Annotated in this window: 10 protein-coding genes and 2 pseudogenes; 5 read left to right on the top strand and 7 right to left on the bottom strand. The window is 63.4% G+C overall.

Annotation, left to right across the window (positions count from 1 at the left end; all coding sequences use genetic code 11):
* Nucleotides 1-13: 13 nt before the first annotated feature.
* From uxuA to ACVWYO_RS22395, 4 genes are all read left to right on the top strand, one after another.
* Nucleotides 14-1183, top strand: a complete 1170-nt coding sequence (uxuA, locus tag ACVWYO_RS22410; protein ID WP_457354602.1) for a mannonate dehydratase — start codon at nt 14-16, stop codon at nt 1181-1183.
* Nucleotides 1184-1294: 111 nt separating this feature from the next.
* Entirely contained in the window at nt 1295-2419 is a 1125-nt protein-coding gene (locus ACVWYO_RS22405; protein WP_457354600.1) for an FAD-dependent oxidoreductase, read from the top strand.
* 45 nt (nt 2420-2464) lie between these two features.
* Nucleotides 2465-2890, top strand: coding sequence for a hypothetical protein (locus tag ACVWYO_RS22400; protein WP_457354598.1), 426 nt, complete (start codon nt 2465-2467; stop codon nt 2888-2890).
* Nucleotides 2891-2973: 83 nt separating this feature from the next.
* On the top strand, nt 2974-5694 hold the full coding sequence (locus ACVWYO_RS22395) for a glycoside hydrolase family 2 TIM barrel-domain containing protein (protein WP_457354596.1): 2721 nt from the start codon (nt 2974-2976) through the stop codon (nt 5692-5694).
* Between the two features lie 24 nt (nt 5695-5718).
* On the opposite strand, the pseudogene ACVWYO_RS22390 reads toward ACVWYO_RS22395, so the two are convergent.
* The 3 genes and pseudogenes from ACVWYO_RS22390 to ACVWYO_RS22380 all read right to left on the bottom strand — a co-directional run.
* Nucleotides 5719-7263: pseudogene (locus ACVWYO_RS22390) on the bottom strand (carboxylesterase/lipase family protein); the annotation flags it as partial.
* A 149-nt stretch (nt 7264-7412) separates the two neighbouring features.
* Nucleotides 7413-7793, bottom strand: coding sequence for a carboxylesterase family protein (locus ACVWYO_RS22385; RefSeq protein WP_457355122.1), 381 nt, complete (start codon nt 7791-7793; stop codon nt 7413-7415).
* A gap of 283 nt (nt 7794-8076) precedes the next feature.
* Nucleotides 8077-8889 (bottom strand): annotated as a pseudogene (locus tag ACVWYO_RS22380) (carboxylesterase family protein); the annotation flags it as partial.
* A 692-nt stretch (nt 8890-9581) separates the two neighbouring features.
* On the opposite strand from ACVWYO_RS22380, the gene ACVWYO_RS22375 reads away from it, so the two are divergent.
* Nucleotides 9582-12614: a TonB-dependent receptor domain-containing protein gene (locus ACVWYO_RS22375; protein ID WP_457354594.1), complete on the top strand. Its 3033-nt coding sequence runs from the start codon at nt 9582-9584 to the stop codon at nt 12612-12614.
* Between the two features lie 660 nt (nt 12615-13274).
* On the opposite strand, the gene ACVWYO_RS22370 is transcribed toward ACVWYO_RS22375, so the two are convergent.
* The 4 genes from ACVWYO_RS22370 to ACVWYO_RS22355 all read right to left on the bottom strand — a co-directional run bounded on the left by ACVWYO_RS22370 (nt 13275) and on the right by ACVWYO_RS22355 (nt 19165).
* Nucleotides 13275-14456, bottom strand: coding sequence for a glycosyltransferase (locus tag ACVWYO_RS22370; RefSeq protein WP_457354592.1), 1182 nt, complete (start codon nt 14454-14456; stop codon nt 13275-13277).
* A complete protein-coding gene (locus tag ACVWYO_RS22365; RefSeq protein WP_457354591.1) occupies nt 14456-16372 on the bottom strand; it encodes a rhamnosyltransferase WsaF family glycosyltransferase in 1917 nt (638 codons plus the stop codon). The genes ACVWYO_RS22370 and ACVWYO_RS22365 overlap by 1 nt, the downstream gene beginning before the upstream one ends.
* 687 nt (nt 16373-17059) lie before the next feature.
* A complete protein-coding gene (locus ACVWYO_RS22360) occupies nt 17060-17980 on the bottom strand; it encodes a diacylglycerol/lipid kinase family protein (RefSeq protein WP_457354589.1) in 921 nt (306 codons plus the stop codon).
* A gap of 78 nt (nt 17981-18058) precedes the next feature.
* Entirely contained in the window at nt 18059-19165 is a 1107-nt protein-coding gene (locus ACVWYO_RS22355; protein WP_457355120.1) for an AI-2E family transporter, read from the bottom strand.
* Nucleotides 19166-19187: the final 22 nt, after the last annotated feature.

Raw genomic sequence — 19187 nt, 5'->3', positions numbered from 1 at the left:
GGGATTGAAACGCATGTTGATGACACAGACGATGCGCTGGTTCGGGCCGAAGGATCCGGTCAGCTTGCAGGGCATCCGCCAGGCGGGGGCGACCGGCGTGGTCACCGCGTTGCACGAAATGCCCAACGGCGCGGTTTGGTCGCAGGAGGCAATCGCGGCGCGTAAGGCCGAGATCGTCGCGGCCGGGCTCGACTGGAAAGTGGTCGAGAGCCTGCCCGTCGACGAGGGGCTGAAGACGCGTGGGGGCGAGTGGGACCGCCTGATCGACCACTATCGCCAGAGCCTGCGCAATCTGGCGGCATGCGGGATCGATGTCGTCACCTACAATTTCATGCCGCTGCTCGACTGGACGCGGACCGATCTCGCCTGGGAACTGCCCGACGGTGCGCGCGCGTTGCGCTTCGAAAAGGTCGCGGTCGCGGCGTATGACATCCACATCCTGCGCCGGCCGAACGCCGCCGCCGATTATGACGATGCGATCCGCGCGGCGGCAGGCGAGCGCTATGCCGCGATGGACGACGCGGCGCGCGCGCGTCTCGAACGCACGATCATCGCGGGCCTCCCGGGCAGCGAGGAGGGCTTCACCTCGGCCGAATTCCTCCGCGCGATCGAGGCCTATGCCGGGATCGACGCGGCGACGCTGCGCGCGAACCATGTCGCCTTTCTCGAGGCGGTCTGCCCGGTCGCGGACGAGGTCGGCATCCGCCTGGTCGTCCATCCCGACGATCCGCCCTTTCCGATTTTCGGCCTGCCACGCGTCGTCAGCACCGAGGCTGATGTCACCGACCTGTTCGCGCGCGTGCCCAATGTGTCGAACGGCTTGTGCTTCTGTACGGGCTCGTTCGGCGTGCGCGCCGATAACGACCTGCCGGGCATGGTCGATCGGCTCGGCGAGCGGATCGGCTTCCTCCATCTGCGCTCGGTCCAGCGCGAGCCCGACGGCGCGTTCCACGAGGCGGCGCATCTCGAAGGCGATGCCGGAATGATCGCGGTAATGGCGGCGGTCCATCGCGTCTCGACGCGTGGGGGCCGCAGCATCCCGATGCGGCCGGATCACGGGCACCAGATGCTCGATGATCTCGGGCGATCGACCAATCCGGGCTATTCGCTGCTCGGGCGGATGCGCGGCCTTGCTGAGCTGCGCGGGCTCGAGCGCGGCATCGCTTATGGCGCCGCCGCGTAAGTCAGCAATAAAGCTGATCGAATTCTATTCGTTCTATCAGTTTCCGCTTGCTTCCCGCTCGCTCTAAATCTGCCGACAAGCCGCGCCGAGCGGCATGAGGAGGGGTAGCCCATGGGACGTTCGATCGAAAAGGCATTGGTCATTGGCGGCGGCATCGGCGGGCTGACCGCCGCGATCGCGCTGCGCGGGAAAGGCATCGCGGTCGATGTGATCGAGCGCGACCCGACCTGGTCGGTTTACGGCGTCGGGATCATCCAGCAGGGCAATGTGGTGCGCGCGATGTCCGAGCTCGGGCTGATCGAGGATTATCTGGGGGCTGGCTTCGGCTTCGACCATCTCGAGATCGCGATCCCGACGGGCAAGGTCGTTGCCAAGATCCCGACGCCGCGGCTGGTCGAGGGACTGCCCGGCAATGTCGGGATCGGTCGCCGCGCGCTGCATGCGGTGCTCGGCGCGCGCACCCAGGCGGCGGGCGCGGTGGTGCGGCTCGGGGTGACGGCGGACACGATCGACGATGATGGTGCTGGCGTGTCGGTCGGCTTCGATGATGGGTCTGAGGGGCGCTACGATCTCGTGATCGGCGCCGACGGCCTCTATTCGCAGACGCGCCAGACGGTGTTTCCCGAGGCGCCGGTGCCGACCTTCACCGGCCAGGCGGTGTGGCGCTACAATTTTCCGCGGCTGCCCGATCTTACGGGGATGCGGATCTTCGAGGGGCCGACCGGGGTCGGGCTGGTCCCGCTCTCCGACACGCTGATGTACATGTATGTGACGACCGCCGAGCCGGGCAATCCCTGGTATCCGGTCGAGGGCATCGCGGCGAAGATGCCCGACACGCTCGCCGGCATTCCCGCACCCGAGATCCAGGCGCTCCGCGCACAGATCGTCGAGGATAGCGAAGTGGTCTACAAGCCGCTCGAATGGATGTTTCTCGAGGGCGCGTGGCACAAGGGGCGGGTCGTGCTGCTCGGCGATGCGATCCACGCGACGACGCCGCATCTCGGGCAGGGAGCGGGGATGGCGATCGAGGATTCGATCGTGCTCGCCGACGAACTGGCGCGCGCCGAGACGGTCGATGCGGCGCTCACCGCCTTTCATGCAAGGCGCGTCGAGCGTTGCCGCTACATCGTCGAGGCGAGCCGCAGCATCTGCCTGGGGCAGCTTGGGCTTGGCCCACTGGTCGAGAATGCCGCCGCCACGCGCGACATGTTCGTGCGCGTTGCCGAACCGATCTGAGGAGCGGACGATGCAACGATCCTTCGTCCTGACCGGCGCGGCGCGATGACGGCGCGCGCGCTGCTGTTGCGCGAGGCGGCGATCAGCGCTGTCATCAACGCGGCGCTGAGCATCGTGTTCTTCATTTTGGTCTTCGGCATCTCGGTGGCGCCGAGACTGGATGCGCTTGGGCAGGACTTCCTGCCGCAAGCCTTCATGGTCTCGCTGATGGGGAGCCTCGTCCCCGCGCTGCTGATGCGGCGGCAATTGGGCGGCGCGGTTCAGCCAATCGTGGTGCGCGCGGTCGTTTTCGCGCTGCTCGGCGCGGCGATCGCAGGGGGTGCCGCCTATGGGCTATGCGCGCTGCACGGTGCCGCGATGCTGCCGACTGCCCCGGCGATAACGATAAAGGCGCTCTTCGGCGCGGTGCTCGGTGCGATCGTAGCGCCGCTCGCGGTGTGGCCGATCATCGCCGCGGCGCGGCACGCCTGATCGACCGGGGTGGTGCCAATTCACGCCCCGGCACATAACGAAAAATACGCGCGCTCGGCGCGCGCAACGAAGGACAGGATTGTATGACCGGGAAACTCGCGTTGCAGCTCGGTGTGGCCCTTGTGGCGCTGGCCGCCCCGATGTCCTCAAGCGCGCAGTCGGCGCCGTCCGCCGCAGCCGATGCGCTGCGCGCCGCTGGCGATCGCGCGGTGATGCCGCTCGCCGACGGCTGGCGCTTCCGCCAGGATGATCGCGCGACGGGCGCCGAGGCGAGCGCTTTTGCCGATGCCGATTGGACGACGGTCTCGGTCCCGCACAGCTGGAATCGCGTCGGCGTCTACGGACCGGCAACCAAGGGGCGGATCAACCTGCCGGGCGTGGTCAACAAGGTCCAGGGGATCGGCTGGTACCGGCTGCACTTCACCCCCGATGCGCGCTTCACCGGCAAGCGCGTCTGGCTCGAATTCGACGCTGCGAGCCGGATCGCGAGCGTGTGGCTCAACGGACGGCTGCTCGGCGAGCATAAGGGCGGCTATTCGCGCTTCCGCCTTGATGCGACCGATGCGCTTGCCAAGGCCGGCGACAACGTGCTGGTCGTCAAGACCGACAATACCAAGCCCGCGCCGGGCTCGTCGACCGCCGACGTGCTGCCGCTGACGGGCGATTTCTTCGTGCCGGGTGGGTTGTATCGGCCGGTGCGGCTGATCGCGACCGATCCGGTGCATCTCGACATGCTCGATGCCGGCGGCCCCGGCGCCTATGCGCATACCCGCGCGATCACCGCCGGCACCGCGCAGATCGACCTCAGCGTGAAGCTCAAGAATGATGGCGCGCGCAACCAGCCGGTGCTGATGCGCGCGACGCTGCGCGATGCTGACGGCAAGGCGGCAGGTTCGGTCGAACGCAAGCTCGCGCTGCGCGGTGGGGCCGCGGCGACGCTCGAGGCGTCGCTGGCGATCCCCGCGGCACATCTCTGGCAGGGCGTCGCCGATCCCTATCTGTATCGGCTGTCGGTCGAGTTGCTCGGCAGCGACGGCCGCGTGCTCGATCGTCTCGAACAGCCCTACGGCATCCGCGAGATGGTGATCGATCCCGAACGCGGCTTCCTGCTCAACGGCAAGCCCTATGCGCTGCGCGGCATCGGCTATCACCAGGATCGCGAGGACAAGGGCTGGGCGACCGCCCCGAGCGACGTCGAGGCCGACGTCCGCACGATGCGCGAGATGGGCGTCACCAGCATCCGCCTCACGCATTATCAGCACGGCCAGGCGATCCACGATCTCGCCGACCGCTATGGTCTGGTGCTGTGGGACGAAATCCCGCTCGTCTCCGCCTGGACGCTCGGGCCCGACAAGGTCGCGACCGCGGGGTTGCGCGCCAATGCCCGACAGCAGCTCACCGAGCTCGTCCGCCAGAACCAGAACCATGCTTCGGTCGCGGTATGGGGCATCGCCAACGAGGTCGATTTCGGCAATTCGCTGCCGATCTTCCTGACCGGCGCGAAGGGCTCCCCACCCGATCCGCTGCCGCTGCTGCGCGAGATCAACGCAACCGCCAAGCAGCTCGACCCGAACCGCCCAACGACGCTCGCCACCTGCTGCGAGGGGCGGCTGTTCGCGCCCGGCGTCGATGTCCCGATCACCGCCGGCGTCACCGACGTCAGCGGGGCGAACCGCTATTTCGGCTGGTATTTCGGGGCGCCGGCCGACCTTGCGGGCAATCTCGACGGGCTCCGCGCCAAGCGTCCGACCCAGCCGCTCGCGCTGACCGAATATGGCGCCGGCGGATCGACCGCGATCCACACCGACAACGTACTCGGCGGCCCGGTCGATTCGCGTGGCCGCAGCCAGCCGGAGGAAATCGAGGATTGGGTCCACGAGCAGAACCTCGCGGTGATCGCGACCAAGCCGTATCTGTGGGCGACATGGCTGTGGGCCGGGTTCGACTTCGCCTCGACCGTGCGCCACGAAGGCGATGCCGAGGACATCAACACCAAGGGGCTGGTCAATTACGACCACCGCACCCGCAAGGACGCCTATTATCTCTACAAGGCGAACTGGTCGGCCGAGCCGACGGTCTACGTCACCGGCCGCCACTATCAGGACCGCGCGTATGCCTCGACCGACGTGCGCGGCTACAGCAACGCGCCGAGCACGACGCTCAGCGTCAACGGCGTCGCGCTCGGCGCCAAGACCGACTGCCCGATGCATGTCTGCACCTGGCCGAACGTTCGGTTGCGGGAAGGCGCAAACGAGGTGCGCGCCTCGGGCGCTTTCGCAGGCAAGACGATCGACGATGCGATCGCGTGGCAGCTCTCGGCCGACGCCGCCCGCACCTGGCGGATCGACAGCGGCGCACTCGTCGCGGCGCCGGGTGCCGCGGCACGCTATGGTTCGGACGCGTTCTTCGTCGGCGGGCAGTCGGGCACGACCGTCAAGCCGGCCGATTATGGCAAGCCTGCGCAGCCCGCGGTGATCGCCGGCACTCCGGACAGCGCGATCGTCGCCACCTATCGCGAGGGTGTTTTCCATTATCGCCTGCCCGTCGCCAAGGGCCGCTACCGCGTGACATTGACCTTCGTCGAGCCGGCCGCAGCCCCGGGCGAGCGCGTGTTTGACGTGCTGGCCGATGATCGGACTGCGCTCCCAGGCCTCGATGTCGCCAAGGCGGCGGGTGCGCCGATGACCGCGGTCGTTCGTCAGATCTCGGTAACGACGAAGCGCGATGTGCTCGATCTGTGGTTCAAGCCAGGCAAGGGCAAGGCGATCGTCTCGGCGATCGAGGTCGCGCCGCTCGCGCGGTGATCGACGGGGCTAGGCGACGCTCGCCTAGCCCGCGCGCTGCCAGAACATACGTTCGGCGCGGTGCGGATCGTCGACGATGCGGCTCGCGACATCGAGATACATCGTCGGCCGGCGCGTCAGGTCGTACGCAGGCCAGGCCGGGAGGCCGGGTGCCGCAGGCGTGCCGGTGCGGGCGAAGGTCGCCCAGGCGTGGCTCATCGTGCGGGCCATCGCCTGGCGTTCGGGTCGCGCGCCAGCGATCGGCGGGCGGCCGCCGACCGTGGCATCGACGGTGTTGAACTTGAAGGGGATGTCGATTGCATGCAGCGCGCCCATCGTGGCGCTTGAGCCCGGAACCGGGCCGCCCTGCTGATAGGCGAGGACGTAGCGAAAGGCGGGGGCGGCGCGCTGCTGCATCTTGCGTTCGGCGATGACGGTCGAACCCTGGCCCGAAAACAGGTCGCTCTGGATCGCGAAATAGAGATCGCTCGGCGTCGCGCCGGGACGATCGCCGCGATAGGTCGCGATCACCGCGTCGGCCTCGGCGCCGAACGCCTGGCGCATGCGCGCGGCGAGCGCGGCGTCGTCGAGCGTCCAGGCGGCGGTATCGCGGGCGACGAGCGAGAAGAACATCTGCTCCTCCTGATTGCCGCCGACCAGCAGCGGCTTGTCGCGCGAGAAAGTCGGCGCTCCCGGATCAAACGGATGGTGCGGCAGGACATGCCCGTCGCGCACCGCGCCGAACGACCCGAGCGTGCCCGCGCCCATGCCGGCGCGTCCGCCCCATCTCGTCGGTGCCGCGTTGGGGGGCGACCCGATCTTGATCTGGGCATCGAGCAAGGTCGCGGCGGGCAGGGTGAGCAGTGTGCGCCACGCCGCTGGCGTGATGCCGAGATGGTCGAGCAATTTGCGCGTGGTCTGTGCGGCGAGATCGGGTTCGATCATCCGGACGCCGGGTCCGCTCTCGATCGACGCTTTATGGAAATAGCGCGCCGCCTGCGGCATCGCGTAGAGGCAGCTGGTCTTGAGCCCGCCACCCGAATCGCCGAAGATCGTGACATTGTTCGGGTCGCCCCCGAAGGCCGCGATGTTGGCGTGCACCCAGGCGAGCGCGACCGCGATATCCTGCACGCCGCGATTGCCCGAACCGGCATAATCGGCGCCCGCCAGCTGGTCGAGATAGAGGAAGCCAAGCAGCCCGAGGCGGTGGTTGGTCGCCACCACGACCACGTCATTATCGCGCGCGAGATTGGTGCCGTCCTGCACCGGCGAGCCCGCCGAGCCGGTGCTGAACCCGCCGCCATGGCTATAGACCATCACCGGTTTGGCGCGTGCGCCGCCCTCGGGCGCCCAGATGTTGAGGACGAGGCAATCTTCGCCCGGCGCGGGCTCGTCGATGCCGTACGTTCCGCCGCGCGGCTGGAGCGCAGGTGTGCCCAGCCGCGTCGCGTCGCGGATTCCGGTCCAGGCGACGGGCGGCGGCGCGGCCCTGAAGCGATTGGCGCCGCCCACGCTGCCGGCATAGGGAATGCCGCGATACACCGCGACACCGCCGGCACGTACGCCGCGCAAGCGTCCCTCGCTGACCTCGACGATACTGTCTTCGCCGGAGGCGGCCAGCGCGCGCTGCGACAGCCCGGCAAGCGTCAGGGCGGCGCCGCCGTGGAGCAGCGATCGGCGATCGAGGAGGAACGGCATGACGGGATCCTCAGGACGATAGACGGGAAGGTCAGGTGCGATCAGTCGCGCATCGCGCCCGGGGCGGAGGGCTTGGGCTCGATCGTTTCGAAGAAGGCGAGCTTCTCCGCCGCAGGCCAATCGGCCGGCCGCGCCGTCTCGCCGAGCTCGAGCAGGCGTGGGTGCTTCGGATCGAACCCCTGCCAATGCAGCGTGGGCGTGTCGGGGTTGCCGCTGCGGGCGAAGGCGATCAGCGAGTCGATCATCGCCGAACTTAACCCGCGGTCCGCCGCGGTCCAGGCGCGCGTCGTGCGATAGCGGTTGAAGCTGTCGAGCGTGCCAAGCCAGAAGGGCACTTCCGAGGTGTGGTACGAACCCGCGGTCGCCGGATCGAGGTCGGGGAATTTGGCGCCGACCGCATAGCTGTGCGGGCGGGCGAACATGTAACTGTAGACCGGCGCGCGACCGTGCGCGCGGTGCGGCGACCGCCCAGGCGTGCATCGCCGCGACCATCGTCGAATCGCGGTCCGCCAGACGCGCCTGCGTGCGGGCCTCGGCATCGCCCGTTGCGGGATACAGCCGCAGGAAAGCGTCGGCCCGCGTACCGAAACGCGTCGCGACACGCGCGCGATAGTCGGCGAGATCCTTGACCGGCCCAAAGCCGCCGAGCGATTCATCTTTGGCGAAGCCGAGCATCAGCGGGACGTCGTTCTGCTTGCCGCCAGCGAAGATCTGCTCGATCGGCGCGGGCAGGACATAGCCGTCCTGGATCGGGCCGACGCCTGGCGCGCCCGGCGTGCGCGGCACGACCAGCCGATCCCCCGGGATCGCGCGAAGATCCGCGATCGATCCGGCCTTCATCAGTTCGGCGTAGCGGACCCCGTCCTTCTCGGCCTCGCCGAGCGCGCGCATCTTGGCCGGTCCGGTATTGCCAAGCAACGCGCCGCTCATGCCGATCGCGCGCTGGAACAGGCCGGTCGCGAGCGGGCTCGCCTGGAGCGCCAGCACCGACATCGATCCGGCCGACTGCCCGGCGATCGTCACATTGTCGGGATCCCCGCCGAACCGGGCAATGTTCGCCTTGACCCAGCGCAACGCAGCAATCTGGTCGAGGAAGCCATAGTCGCCCGACGACGCGTGCGTGGATTCGCGCGTCAATTCGGGATGCGACAGGAAGCCCATCACGCCGAGCCGGTAGTTGAGGTTGACGAACACCGCGCCATGCTGGGCAACGGCATCACCGCCGTAGAGCGGCATGCTGCCCGATCCGATATAGAAACCACCGCCATGCAGGAACACGACAACCGGGGCCTTGTTGACGCCGGGCTTGGCCCAGACGTTGAGATACAGGCAGTCTTCGCTGGTGATCTCGGCGCCCGAATATTGGTTGGTCAGCACGCCGCGCTGCGGCTGCAGACACTGCGGCGCATACTGATCGGCGTGATACACGCCGGGCCACGGCTTGACCGGCTGCGGATCCCGCCAGCGCAGATCGCGTACCGGCGCTGCGGCATAGGGGATGCCGAGATAGGCGTTCATCCCCGCCGGCGTGCGCGCGCCGTCGATACGGCCGCTGTCGATCTTCACGATCGGGGCGGTGTCGCCACTCGCCTGGGCAAGCGCGATGGTGGGAAGCGCGGTCAAGGCGGCAGCCAGGCACCACGTCAGCCGAAGAGGTCGTTTCACCGCCGTCATCTGTCATTCCTTGATCGAGGTCGTGGGGCGGCTGGCAAGATCGACGGGGTCACCCGGTCACAAGCTTCACGCGATAAGCGGGGGGAGGGGGCGCAATCATGCAATGGACGGCGCTCCTCTTCCTCTGGGCGAGAGCAGCGCTCCGCCGTTTCGACGCTCGCTTCGCTCCGGCCGCCGGATGGATGTGGCGAGCGGAGGGCGAGGTTCGTTACCGCGACGATAGGCGGCGGTCGGATAGTCGCAAAACAATTTAATCGAGTGGGTGACGATCGATTTATCGGATAGATCCTGTTGCGGGGTCATGCTGTGAATCCACCGACTGACCCGTCAGATCCGGACGATCGCGAACCTGCCGCCGCGCTTGCGATCTCCGGCGTGTATGGAAAATTGTGATCGTTATCGATTATATCAATCAATTTGGATGTTCCTGCCCGTGTCGGTACCAACGCCTTTGACGACCTTCCAAAAAATATGGAGGGCAAGGGGAGGATATCCGGATGCGGCTCACAGCAGGTTTATGTGCATCGGTTGGAGTCTTGGCGCTCTGCGCCCCCACCGCTTCCTTCAGCCAAGCCAGCACCCAGCCGCTAGCCGCCGGCCAGATTGCGACGCCCGCGGGTAGCGCGCCGACCGATCCAGCTCAGGCGCCGACGGGCCCCGCCGGGCCTGTAAACGCGCTTGCGCCGACTGCGCCGACTGCGCCGACTGCGCCGACCGACGCGGCGACGGGCGAGGATATCGTCGTGACGGCATCGCGGATCGATCGCGCCGGCTTCACCGCCCCGACACCGACCACCGTCATCGGCGCCGCCACGCTCGAACAGCGCGCCGCGGTCAACGTCGCCGACGTGCTGAACGAAGTGCCATCGTTCCGCCGCAGCCAGGCGCCGGAAGGCGGCGGCATCGCCAATACCGGCGCGAACAATGTCGATCTGCGCGGGCTCACCCCGGTACGCACGCTGGTGCTGCTCGATCGGCTGCGTCTGCCTGGCGTGACGATTCCGGGCCAGACAATCGCCAGCGTCCCCGACCTCAACATCATCCCGACCGCGCTGATCAACAAGGTCGATGTCGTGACGGGAGGCGCCTCCGCCGCTTACGGTTCGGACGCAGTGGCCGGCGTCGTCAATCTGCAACTCAACACCAAACTGCAGGGGATCAAGGGCAACGTCCAATACGGGCAGACGCGCTATAGCGATGCCAAGGACTATTTCGCGTCGATCGCCGGCGGGACCAAATTTGCCGATGGCCGCGGCCATGTCGTGTTCGGATTCGAATACAACAAGAATAACGGTACGGACCTGTTCAACACCAAGCGCGCATGGGGTCGGCAGAATGCCGGGCTCGTCTCGCTGCCGACCAATCGTGCCGCCGGAGTACCCGCCAATGTGGTCGCCAACAACGTCCTGTTCGGAACGCTGACCACGGGCGGCCTGATCACACCCTCGGTCGCGAGCAATCCGGCGGCCTTGCGCAACCTGCAATTCGTCACTGGCGCAAACGGCACCGTGACCACCGCGCCGTTCGATGCGGGGCAGTATCAGGGCCAGATCGGCACTTCGATGATCGGGGGTTCGAACGTCAACCCGTATCAGGTGCTGCGTGCGGCGGGCGAGCGCTACAATGCGCTGGCGCACGTCACGTTCGACTTCAGTGACGCTCTGACCGCCTGGGTCGAGCCGCTCTATTCGAAGGTCACCACGCACAACATCACCGCGCAGATCCGCGCGGCGACCGGCGGCACTTCGGCCTTCATCAACTTGCGTCCCGACAATGCGTATCTGCGCCAGGCGCTGACGCCCGCGCAGCTGGCGCTGGTTCCCGCGCAGGGCTTGAGCATCGGCTATCTGGGCAACGACTTCGGCCCACCGCGGCAGGACATCACCAACGAGACGATGCGGCTTGCCGGCGGGCTGCGCGGCCGGTTCGGATCGACCTGGCACTGGGATCTCAGCGCGCAATATGGCCGCAACAAGAGCACGCAGGACGTTTCGAACGCGTCGATCTCGAGCAACTTCCTGAACGCGATCGACGCCGTGGCGGTGACTGCGGCGAACGTCGGCACGTCGGGCCTCGCGGTCGGCTCGGTCGCCTGCCGTTCGACGCTGAGTGCGCCGAGCAATGGCTGCCAGCCGATCAACATCCTCGGCAAGGCGAGCTACAGCCCGGCCGCGTACAATTACGCCTTCGGATCGGCGCATGCGGAGACCCTCAGCACGCTGACCGAGGTCAATGCCAACCTGAATGGCGAGCCCTTCTCGACGTGGGCCGGTCCGGTCTCCGTCGGCGTGGGGGCGGAATATCGGCGTGAAACGCTCGAAACCAACGTCGATGCGCTCAGCCAGGTCGGGGCGTTCAGCGTGCACGCACCGCGCAACTTCCCGCGCGTCGGCCAGTCGGTCAAGGAAGGCTATGTCGAAGTCATCGCCCCGCTGCTCAAGGCGGACGGCCTGCCCGGCGCGATCGATTTTAACGGCGCCGCGCGCGTGACCGATTACAGCATCTCCGGCTCGGTCGCGACCTGGAAGGGCGGCTTCACCTGGAAACCGATCCGCGGCCTGCTGTTCCGCTCGACACTGTCGCGTGACATTCGCGCGCCGACACTGCCCGAATTGTACACCGCCAATGTCTCGACATTGCCGCGGCCGGTCACCTCGGGGGCGAACGCCGATCTTCGGCCGGCGTTCGTGTCGCTGCCGGCGTATGCCTTCGACTCTTTCACCGGCGGCAATACGAACCTGAAGCCCGAGGTCTCGAAGACCTTCACCGCGGGTTTCGTCGTGCAGCCGCGCGCGCTGAAGGATCGGGTGCAATTCTCGGTCGATTTCTACCGGATCGGGGTGCGCGACGCGATCGGTGCCATCGGTCCATCGACGATCATCCAGAACTGCCTCGGCGGCGGATCGGCGCAGGCCACCAATCCGTATTGCCAGCTCATCATCTTCGCCAACAACGATCTGACCAACGGCGCGATCGTGGGCGTGAATGGCGCCAATGCGAACTTCGCCGAATTCCGCACCAAGGGGCTCGATTTCGCTTTCTCGGTCCAGCAGCCGCTGAACGAAGTGAGCGCGAACCTGCCAGGCCGGCTCTCGTTCACGACGCAGGCGACGCATGTCATCGAATATCGCGCCTCGACCGACGTTTCGCTGCTGTATCCGAACGGCGTCAACCGCGCCGGCCAGACCGGCGCATTGTTCGGCGGCACCGCCGGGCTCCCGAGTTGGTCGGTCAACGCCAATCTCGACTATCGCGTGGCAAAATTCGATATCAACGCGCAGGTCCGCTACATCAGCCAGAGCCATCAGAACAATGCGCTGATCGGGCCCGACCAGAGCGGCTACAGCACGACGCTGTTCAACAGCATCAACAACAATATCATTCCCGCGGTCACCTATCTCAATCTCGGGATAAGCTACGATCTGGGGCGCGACGGCGTGCGGTCCGAGATCTATCTGACGGTCAACAACGTGACCGACAAGGATCCGCCGCTCCCTGCGATCAACAACAATGCCTATTACGATCTGCTCGGTCGGTCGTATCGCGTGGGGGTGCGGTTCGGCTTCTGAGCGGTTGCGATGGGGGGTGCCGGAGACGGAGGGTGGCACCCCTGCAGCGGGCCCCTTGCCGCATCAGGGTCGGATCGACTTGGTTCCGAGCCGATACTCGTACGACCTTGGCGCGTTGCAGTTCCCCGACGCATCCCGAACAGTTTACTTAAGGTCTGTTGCCCAGGCTCAGAAAGCGCCAACGCGGCAGGGTTGCGACGGGAACGGCCGACGCATGTCATCGACCCAGCCTGCCGGTCGGCCGGCACGCAACCCTCGGCGATTTTGATCAAGGCCGGTTAGTTTCTGTTTTTGAACCGACCAGTCAGTGTCTCGCTGCGCACTGCGATGCGGCAAGTATGCCTGCGCTTCATATAGTCTGTAAAGTTCACATCTGGGCCGACACGCGGAGTCCGCTCGGATCATAGTTTCCATTCATGATCACGCGAACCCGGCGACTTGCAGGATCCTCGGTACGCTAGTCGAACTTATAAGCGGGCGCCTTTCGGCACCCGCTTCTGCGAATTGGTCGAACAACCACTGGTCGCGACAGCAACTTTGTAAGTGGCCGTCTAAAATTCACGATAACCTGAACGCTACACTTGGAGAACCGAGCACTTACAGTCGATTAGCAACACGTGTGGCAGTCAGGGTAGTCTGTACAGAGGTGCCGGTATGGATTCAGTTCTGAGCCGCAATTTTATGCAGCGTAGCGTCGATAAGCGGCGCAACCGCGCTGTAGCAATATTTTTGCTGAGCAGTAGCTCGAGCCGCTAGCGCAACTTTCTCGTACTCCGCCGTTCCCACGGTAGACACAACCGCTTCGAGTTTTGATGCCCATTCCAAGGCTCCACTAATATACCCGTTTTCACCATCAACGATTGCGGATGTCATAGTATATGTTGGGCTGGCGATCGTATTGGTGCCTACAATCGCTGCCTCGAAGAACTTCAATTCAGACTTGCAATTGGTAAATGCATTTTCCTGCAGTGGAGCAATATTGACTTCAGTCTTGCCGATAAGACGCTGCAGATTGACGAAATCAGTGAATTTGGAGTGTATCACGCGATCCTCGAATGCCTTCAGCGGGCCGCGCGCCTCCATATATCCCACTAACTGAACTACAATCCGATCGTCTCTGGACATGACATCCGCCAGAGCACTTGCTGCAATGTCAAAATCACGATTGTGGCTCGGTGAACCGCTGAAATAGCCGATCGAAATTTTGTCGTCGCGATCAAAGCCGTTCTCGACTTTTGCATCAAACACCGCGTTAGAGATGCTGATCTGATCTTCATTCATAAAATTCGGTATCACGAAGGTGTCTTTCGCACCTGCTCTCGTAACGGCCTTGGCTAAGTTCGGATTTGTTACGATGACGCTGTCACATGCAAGCATCGCATTTTGCAATCGACCAATGTATGCGAACCAATGATCCCAAACGAGATCGTTATTCTCATCCTCGTCAAGGTCGGTGAGGATCATATGCGCCATCGTGATATCGACGACGATATCGTCGGTATCGTAGACCACTCGACAGCCGCGTGACCTTGCCAATGCAATCAGTCTTGCAAACATCGCATCGTACCGAGTGCGGCAGATAACCAGAATGTCGATAACCGCCAAAACCTGATCCATGTTCGGCCAATCGGCTTTGCAAAACCAACTTGCAGAAATCGTGTCGGACGCGCTGTTAAGGGCCTCGATCATGTTGAATGCGCGATAGCGGAATGTGCTGTTATCGGGCGCTTCGTAGAAATACGCGACTTTCAACGCACCTTTTCTCACAGCCGATAACCGTGCCGAGAAAGGCTGGACCCAAGGATATTCATACTCAACGGGAGGTACAACGCTGCGAAACATTAAATATCTCCGTCCAGAGCTTTGACGACAGGAGATAGAGATGCAATCCAGCTCCTCGAGAAGTTATTCATACGGTAGTTATCTTCCCGGGTCGCTGTATCATCAACTAGGGCCGATCCCAGAGCTAGCGATTTAACGAGGTCGTCGACATCGGTCGAACCGCATATGATGTTTCGACAATATCCTGAAAGATCCTGCTTCACGCCGAACCTATTGGTCACAACAACCGCTCCGCTCGCTGCAAGATCGAGCGGTGGATAGCTTGGATGTGGCGTATACATTAGGGATAAACCTAAATCGATCGTTCTTATGAACTTGCCATAGTCGACCCAACTCAGAGTATCTACAACCTTTGGGCGTATCCCGTCACGCAGGACGATGTCCCGGACGTCCTTTCCGACGAAGAAAAGCTCCCAATTATCGTTATCAAGTACGCCTTGGCTGATGGCTTCATTGATGACCTCCAGTCCCCGGGTATAGAGATTTCTCTCATTGTTTGGACGAGAATAGAAGAAGAATCGCTTCTTTTTCCTGTTCTGCCGCTTTTTGTAAAAATAGTTATTTTCTGGGAAGGCTGGCTCAAAGTAGTGGCCAAAATCACTAATGTTATCAAGGCCAGAACTTATAAGATGATCATACAATAATTTTGAATTTATGGCGAACCGTATACCAGATGTCGCCATTACCTCGGCGCAACGAAGCTGATCGTCGCCCATCGCATAAAACATTCTCTCGTCTTCCTGGAGAGCATATATAATTTGCGATTTCGGCACTGCGCGCAGAGTAGCGGCGGTGCTCCACCACGACGTGGTTACAAAAATCTCGTCATCGGTTATCGGAAAAATAGGCTTCTGTGTGCGCGAGTTGTACGTTACAAATTCCGCATCCTCGTCCCACTCAATACCGTTCGCACGTAACACTCTCGCGACATTCTCCCGTTCGGGTACGATATCCTGTGTAGCGATCCGAAGTGTTGCGCCTCTCTCTTTCGCCAAAAGGGCTGTCAAAAGGAGAGCGGTGCCGACACCCCCATAAAGCCACCCGCTATTGATGCTGTCGGTAACCATCGTGACTCGCGGCTTCGAGCGAGGCTGATAATAAAGCGCCAGCGGTCGAAGGAAGTCGAACTTCGTCCTTACAATCTGATCTGCATAATGCTCGTCGGGCGCGAGCTCCGGGCGGCGAATTCTGAGACCGTCGGCTTCTCCATGCTCTAGGTAATGCAGCAGGGGTGGTATTCCCGCAGCATGTACCGAAGGGAAATCCTGCATGTACGCCAAGCTGTCAAATAGTGCGCTGGGTATACGGCCTTCTACCCCGCCGTGCAGGATATAGTGGGATACTGCGTCAGTATTTGCTAATGCGACGTCTGGGTACCGTTCATAATAGAACTCGGCATCGAAATACTTCGATTCGGATAGAAGTTTATGCGTCTCGGATGGCACGCCTTGGGGGTAGGATCGGACCAATGAGTCGCGACGACTTCCAAGGGATGCTGTGAACTTGTCAAAGTCGAGGGAGGTGCCCTTGGGGATGCACGTCTCGCCAAATTCGTAGTCGTTGAATACTAAGCGCAGCAAACTGAGCCACGTCAGCGGCTGCTGTCGGATTTGAGCAGCGGTTGTGACCTCCAGCGGCACAACTCGGCTAGTCCAAGATCGTAGATCTACGGATGGCGTTCCTACAAAAGCGCCGTCCTGAATAAATGAGCTTGAAAAAATCTGGTCTGAGACAGCCGTTCTAAACTGTTCGGATTCGAACAGCTTGCGGATATAAACTGATACAGTATCATCCGCATTTGTTGAAATATCGTGCGATGGTGGGATCACGTATCCTACGAACAACAGATCACAATTACGCTTATTGACGTCTGTGAGCGGATAGCTACTATTATCCGACAATAGATCATCCTTCAAGATTTTTCCCCAAGATTCACAGTTTACTGGAGCTTTATTTGATTTTGCATTTCGCACCCACGTAAATCAAAATCATTGATCTTAATGGTTGGCCCGTGGTGGTAGAAAGCTTGATTGGTTGGATTGGCGAACTAGCTCGTGATCTCCACCGGCGCAAGGGTGCATCGGGGCAAGAAGCACAACCGCAATCGTGTGTGTGCGGTGAGCCGTTAAGTCCGGGTTTCGGCGCGCGAATTTCTCGTTGACTCGGCGGCGGGGGGCTTTCTGCTCGGCGCAAGCAATGGTGGCAGTCGATGGAAATACCGGTGTCTTTTCGGATTGCGGCCGATCGGCGGTGGCGGGTTATCCTTCGTGCGAGACCGCTAAGCCCGCGTGCTTATGCAATTTTGGTCGACTCCGGCTGCCGTGGAAATGCAGGTCCGCTTCGATATCGGCCGCCAGGTAATTGTTCTCCTTCGTCGACCGAGTGCTTGGATGGAAATTGGCACGCGACCATGAACTGGTGATCGTGGGCTTGAGGCAGGCGACGCCGCCAAGATGAACGCTTTCCGCTGCGTGTCTGATCCAATCAAGTTTGATCAACTTGGACGATGCCATTCACCGCTTGGAACATCCCCTCGATGTACCGATGAATCCTGCCAACCGGGCCGCCCGTGTCCATTATGGCCGATCGAGCCTTCGGATTGTTTAGGATGCGGACGTCTGGGTGGGTTGTCGCGTTACCGGCACCGCGATCTCGACCGCCCGCGCGGCGATCTTGGCAATGGCGGGGGTCTTGGCAAGAACCTCTCCGTCGATCGAGATCTTCAGCCGCGGGGTCGTCTCGATGCGGAACCTGCAGCCGCGGAATTCCTCGGTGTGCGCATGCCGATCGCGCAGTCGGAAGAATTTGGCGTACCAATCCGCCGCGAGCCGCGCGCGGCTCCGCCCGACCACGGCCTGGATCACGATCTCGCCACTCTCGACGTCCGCGCTGTCGGACAGTTCGACGCCGCCATGATAGCATCCGTTGAGAATGCGGACTTCGGTCGACCACATCCGGCGCTCGGTCGTCCCATCGTCGATCATCAGCCGAAAGGCGCGAAAGCGGATCGAACAGCGCAGCGCCCAGAGTAGGTATCCGACCCGACCGAGATAGCGCTTGAGCCCGTGCGGCACGGTCTCGCCGATCAAGGTAGCCAGCCCGATCGAGGCGCCATTCACGAAATAGTCTTCGTCGATCATGCCCAGATCGACCCGTCGCCGCGTGCCAGTGGCGATCACCGCGATCGCGCCGTCGAGATCGAGCGGAAGCTCGAGCGTTCGCGCAAAGCTGTTCGCGGTTCCGAGCGGCAGGATCGCGAACACGCACGTCTTGCCGACCAGCTCGTCGATCACCCCCGACAGAGTCCCGTCGCCGCCACCGACGATCACCATCGGCGCACCGTTCGCCACGGCCCGGCGGACGGTCTCGGCGAGCGTTCCGGGGTCCTCGACCGCATGGGCTTCGGTCAGCGAGACGCCCGCCGCCTCGAGCTTTGCCTTGGCATCGACGAACAGGTCCCGTCCGCTGCGCGAATGCGCGTTTACGATCGACGCAGCGGCGCGGGGCAGGGGGGATGTGCTCATCACTGGACAACTCTCCGAATACGATTTGGGTGCAGTGCACGAAGCAGGCGGCCTGAACCGCTTTGCCGCTCCATTGCGTTACGCGGCGATGTCGCCTTGCTGCTGGCGCGTCGCGTCGTCCGCGGTTGCGTTCCCCAAACGCTTTTCGGTCAGGATGCTCCATCCGGTGAGGAAAAGTGCACCGGCGATCGGGCCGACGACGATGCCGCTCAGGCCGACCAGCTCGACCCCGCCGAGCGTCGTGACCAGCACCAGCCAGTCGGGGATCCCGGTGTCGCGCCCGACCAGCATGGGCCGCAGGATATTGTCGGCCAATCCGATCACCAGCATTCCCGATGCCACCACGACCCCGGCCTGCCACAGCGCACCAGTGGCAAGCAGGTAGATCGCGACCGGCGCCCATACGATCGTCGGCCCGATCGCCGGGAGCAGCGCGGCGATCGCCATCAGGACGCCCCACAGCAACGCCGCGGGCAGGCCGACGATCCAGAACGTCACTGCGCCGAGCGCACCCTGTACCAGAGCGACGACCACCGAGCCCTTGATCGTCGCGCGCGCGACCGAGACGAACTTGTCGGCCAGCTGCGCTGCGACGCTGGGCTCGAGCGGAAGGGCACGGACCATTGCCGGGCCGATCCGCTCGCCGTCGCGCAGCAAGAAAAAGGTGACGTAGAGCCCGACGCCGAACGCCAGCAGGAAGGCCGCCGCATTCGCGCCGATCGAGAAAGCCCGGCTGGCGAGCATGCTTGCGCTGTTGCTCACCGCGTCGGCGACCTGCGCCTGCGCGCGCTCGAAGCTGCCGAAGCCGGCGCTGTCGAGCAACTGCTGCAGCCGCAGCGGCAAGGCATCATGGATCTGCGCGAAATAGGAAGCGATGTTGATCTGGCCCGAGCGGATCTGCGTGTAGACCCCGGCTGCCTGATCGACGACCATCGAGCTGATGATCAGTGCCGGCAGCACGATCGCGACGGTGATGATCAGCAACGCGACCAATGCGGCGCGGTTGCGTCGCCCGGGCCAATGGGCGAGCAGGCGCTGGAACAGCGGCTGGAACAGGATCGCTGCCAGCGCCGACCATAAAAGCGCACCGAGGAAGCTCGACACGACCATACCCAGGCCGATCGTGATGAATGTCAGGAAGAGAATAAGCCCGCCATTTTCAACGCGCTGTCGATCTATCGCGATTGTCCGATCCTCCGAGGGTGCC

Source organism: Sphingomonas sp. UYP23, from assembly GCF_054059235.1.
The sequence above is the reverse complement of the archived record's forward strand: the minus strand, read 5'-3'. Positions and strand labels throughout refer to the sequence as shown.

What these genes read in the sequence shown, in the direction of transcription:
- uxuA (WP_457354602.1), top strand. Translation starts at nt 14, where the DNA reads ATGTTGATGACACAGACGATGCGCTGGTTCGGGCCGAAGGATCCGGTC.
- ACVWYO_RS22405 (WP_457354600.1), top strand. Translation starts at nt 1,295, where the DNA reads ATGGGACGTTCGATCGAAAAGGCATTGGTCATTGGCGGCGGCATCGGC.
- ACVWYO_RS22400 (WP_457354598.1), top strand. Translation starts at nt 2,465, where the DNA reads ATGACGGCGCGCGCGCTGCTGTTGCGCGAGGCGGCGATCAGCGCTGTC.
- ACVWYO_RS22395 (WP_457354596.1), top strand. Translation starts at nt 2,974, where the DNA reads ATGACCGGGAAACTCGCGTTGCAGCTCGGTGTGGCCCTTGTGGCGCTG.
- ACVWYO_RS22385 (WP_457355122.1), bottom strand. Translation starts at nt 7,793, where the DNA reads ATGTTCGCCCGCCCGCACAGCTATGCGGTCGGCGCCAAATTCCCCGAC.
- ACVWYO_RS22370 (WP_457354592.1), bottom strand. Translation starts at nt 14,456, where the DNA reads ATGTTTCGCAGCGTTGTACCTCCCGTTGAGTATGAATATCCTTGGGTC.
- ACVWYO_RS22360 (WP_457354589.1), bottom strand. Translation starts at nt 17,980, where the DNA reads ATGAGCACATCCCCCCTGCCCCGCGCCGCTGCGTCGATCGTAAACGCG.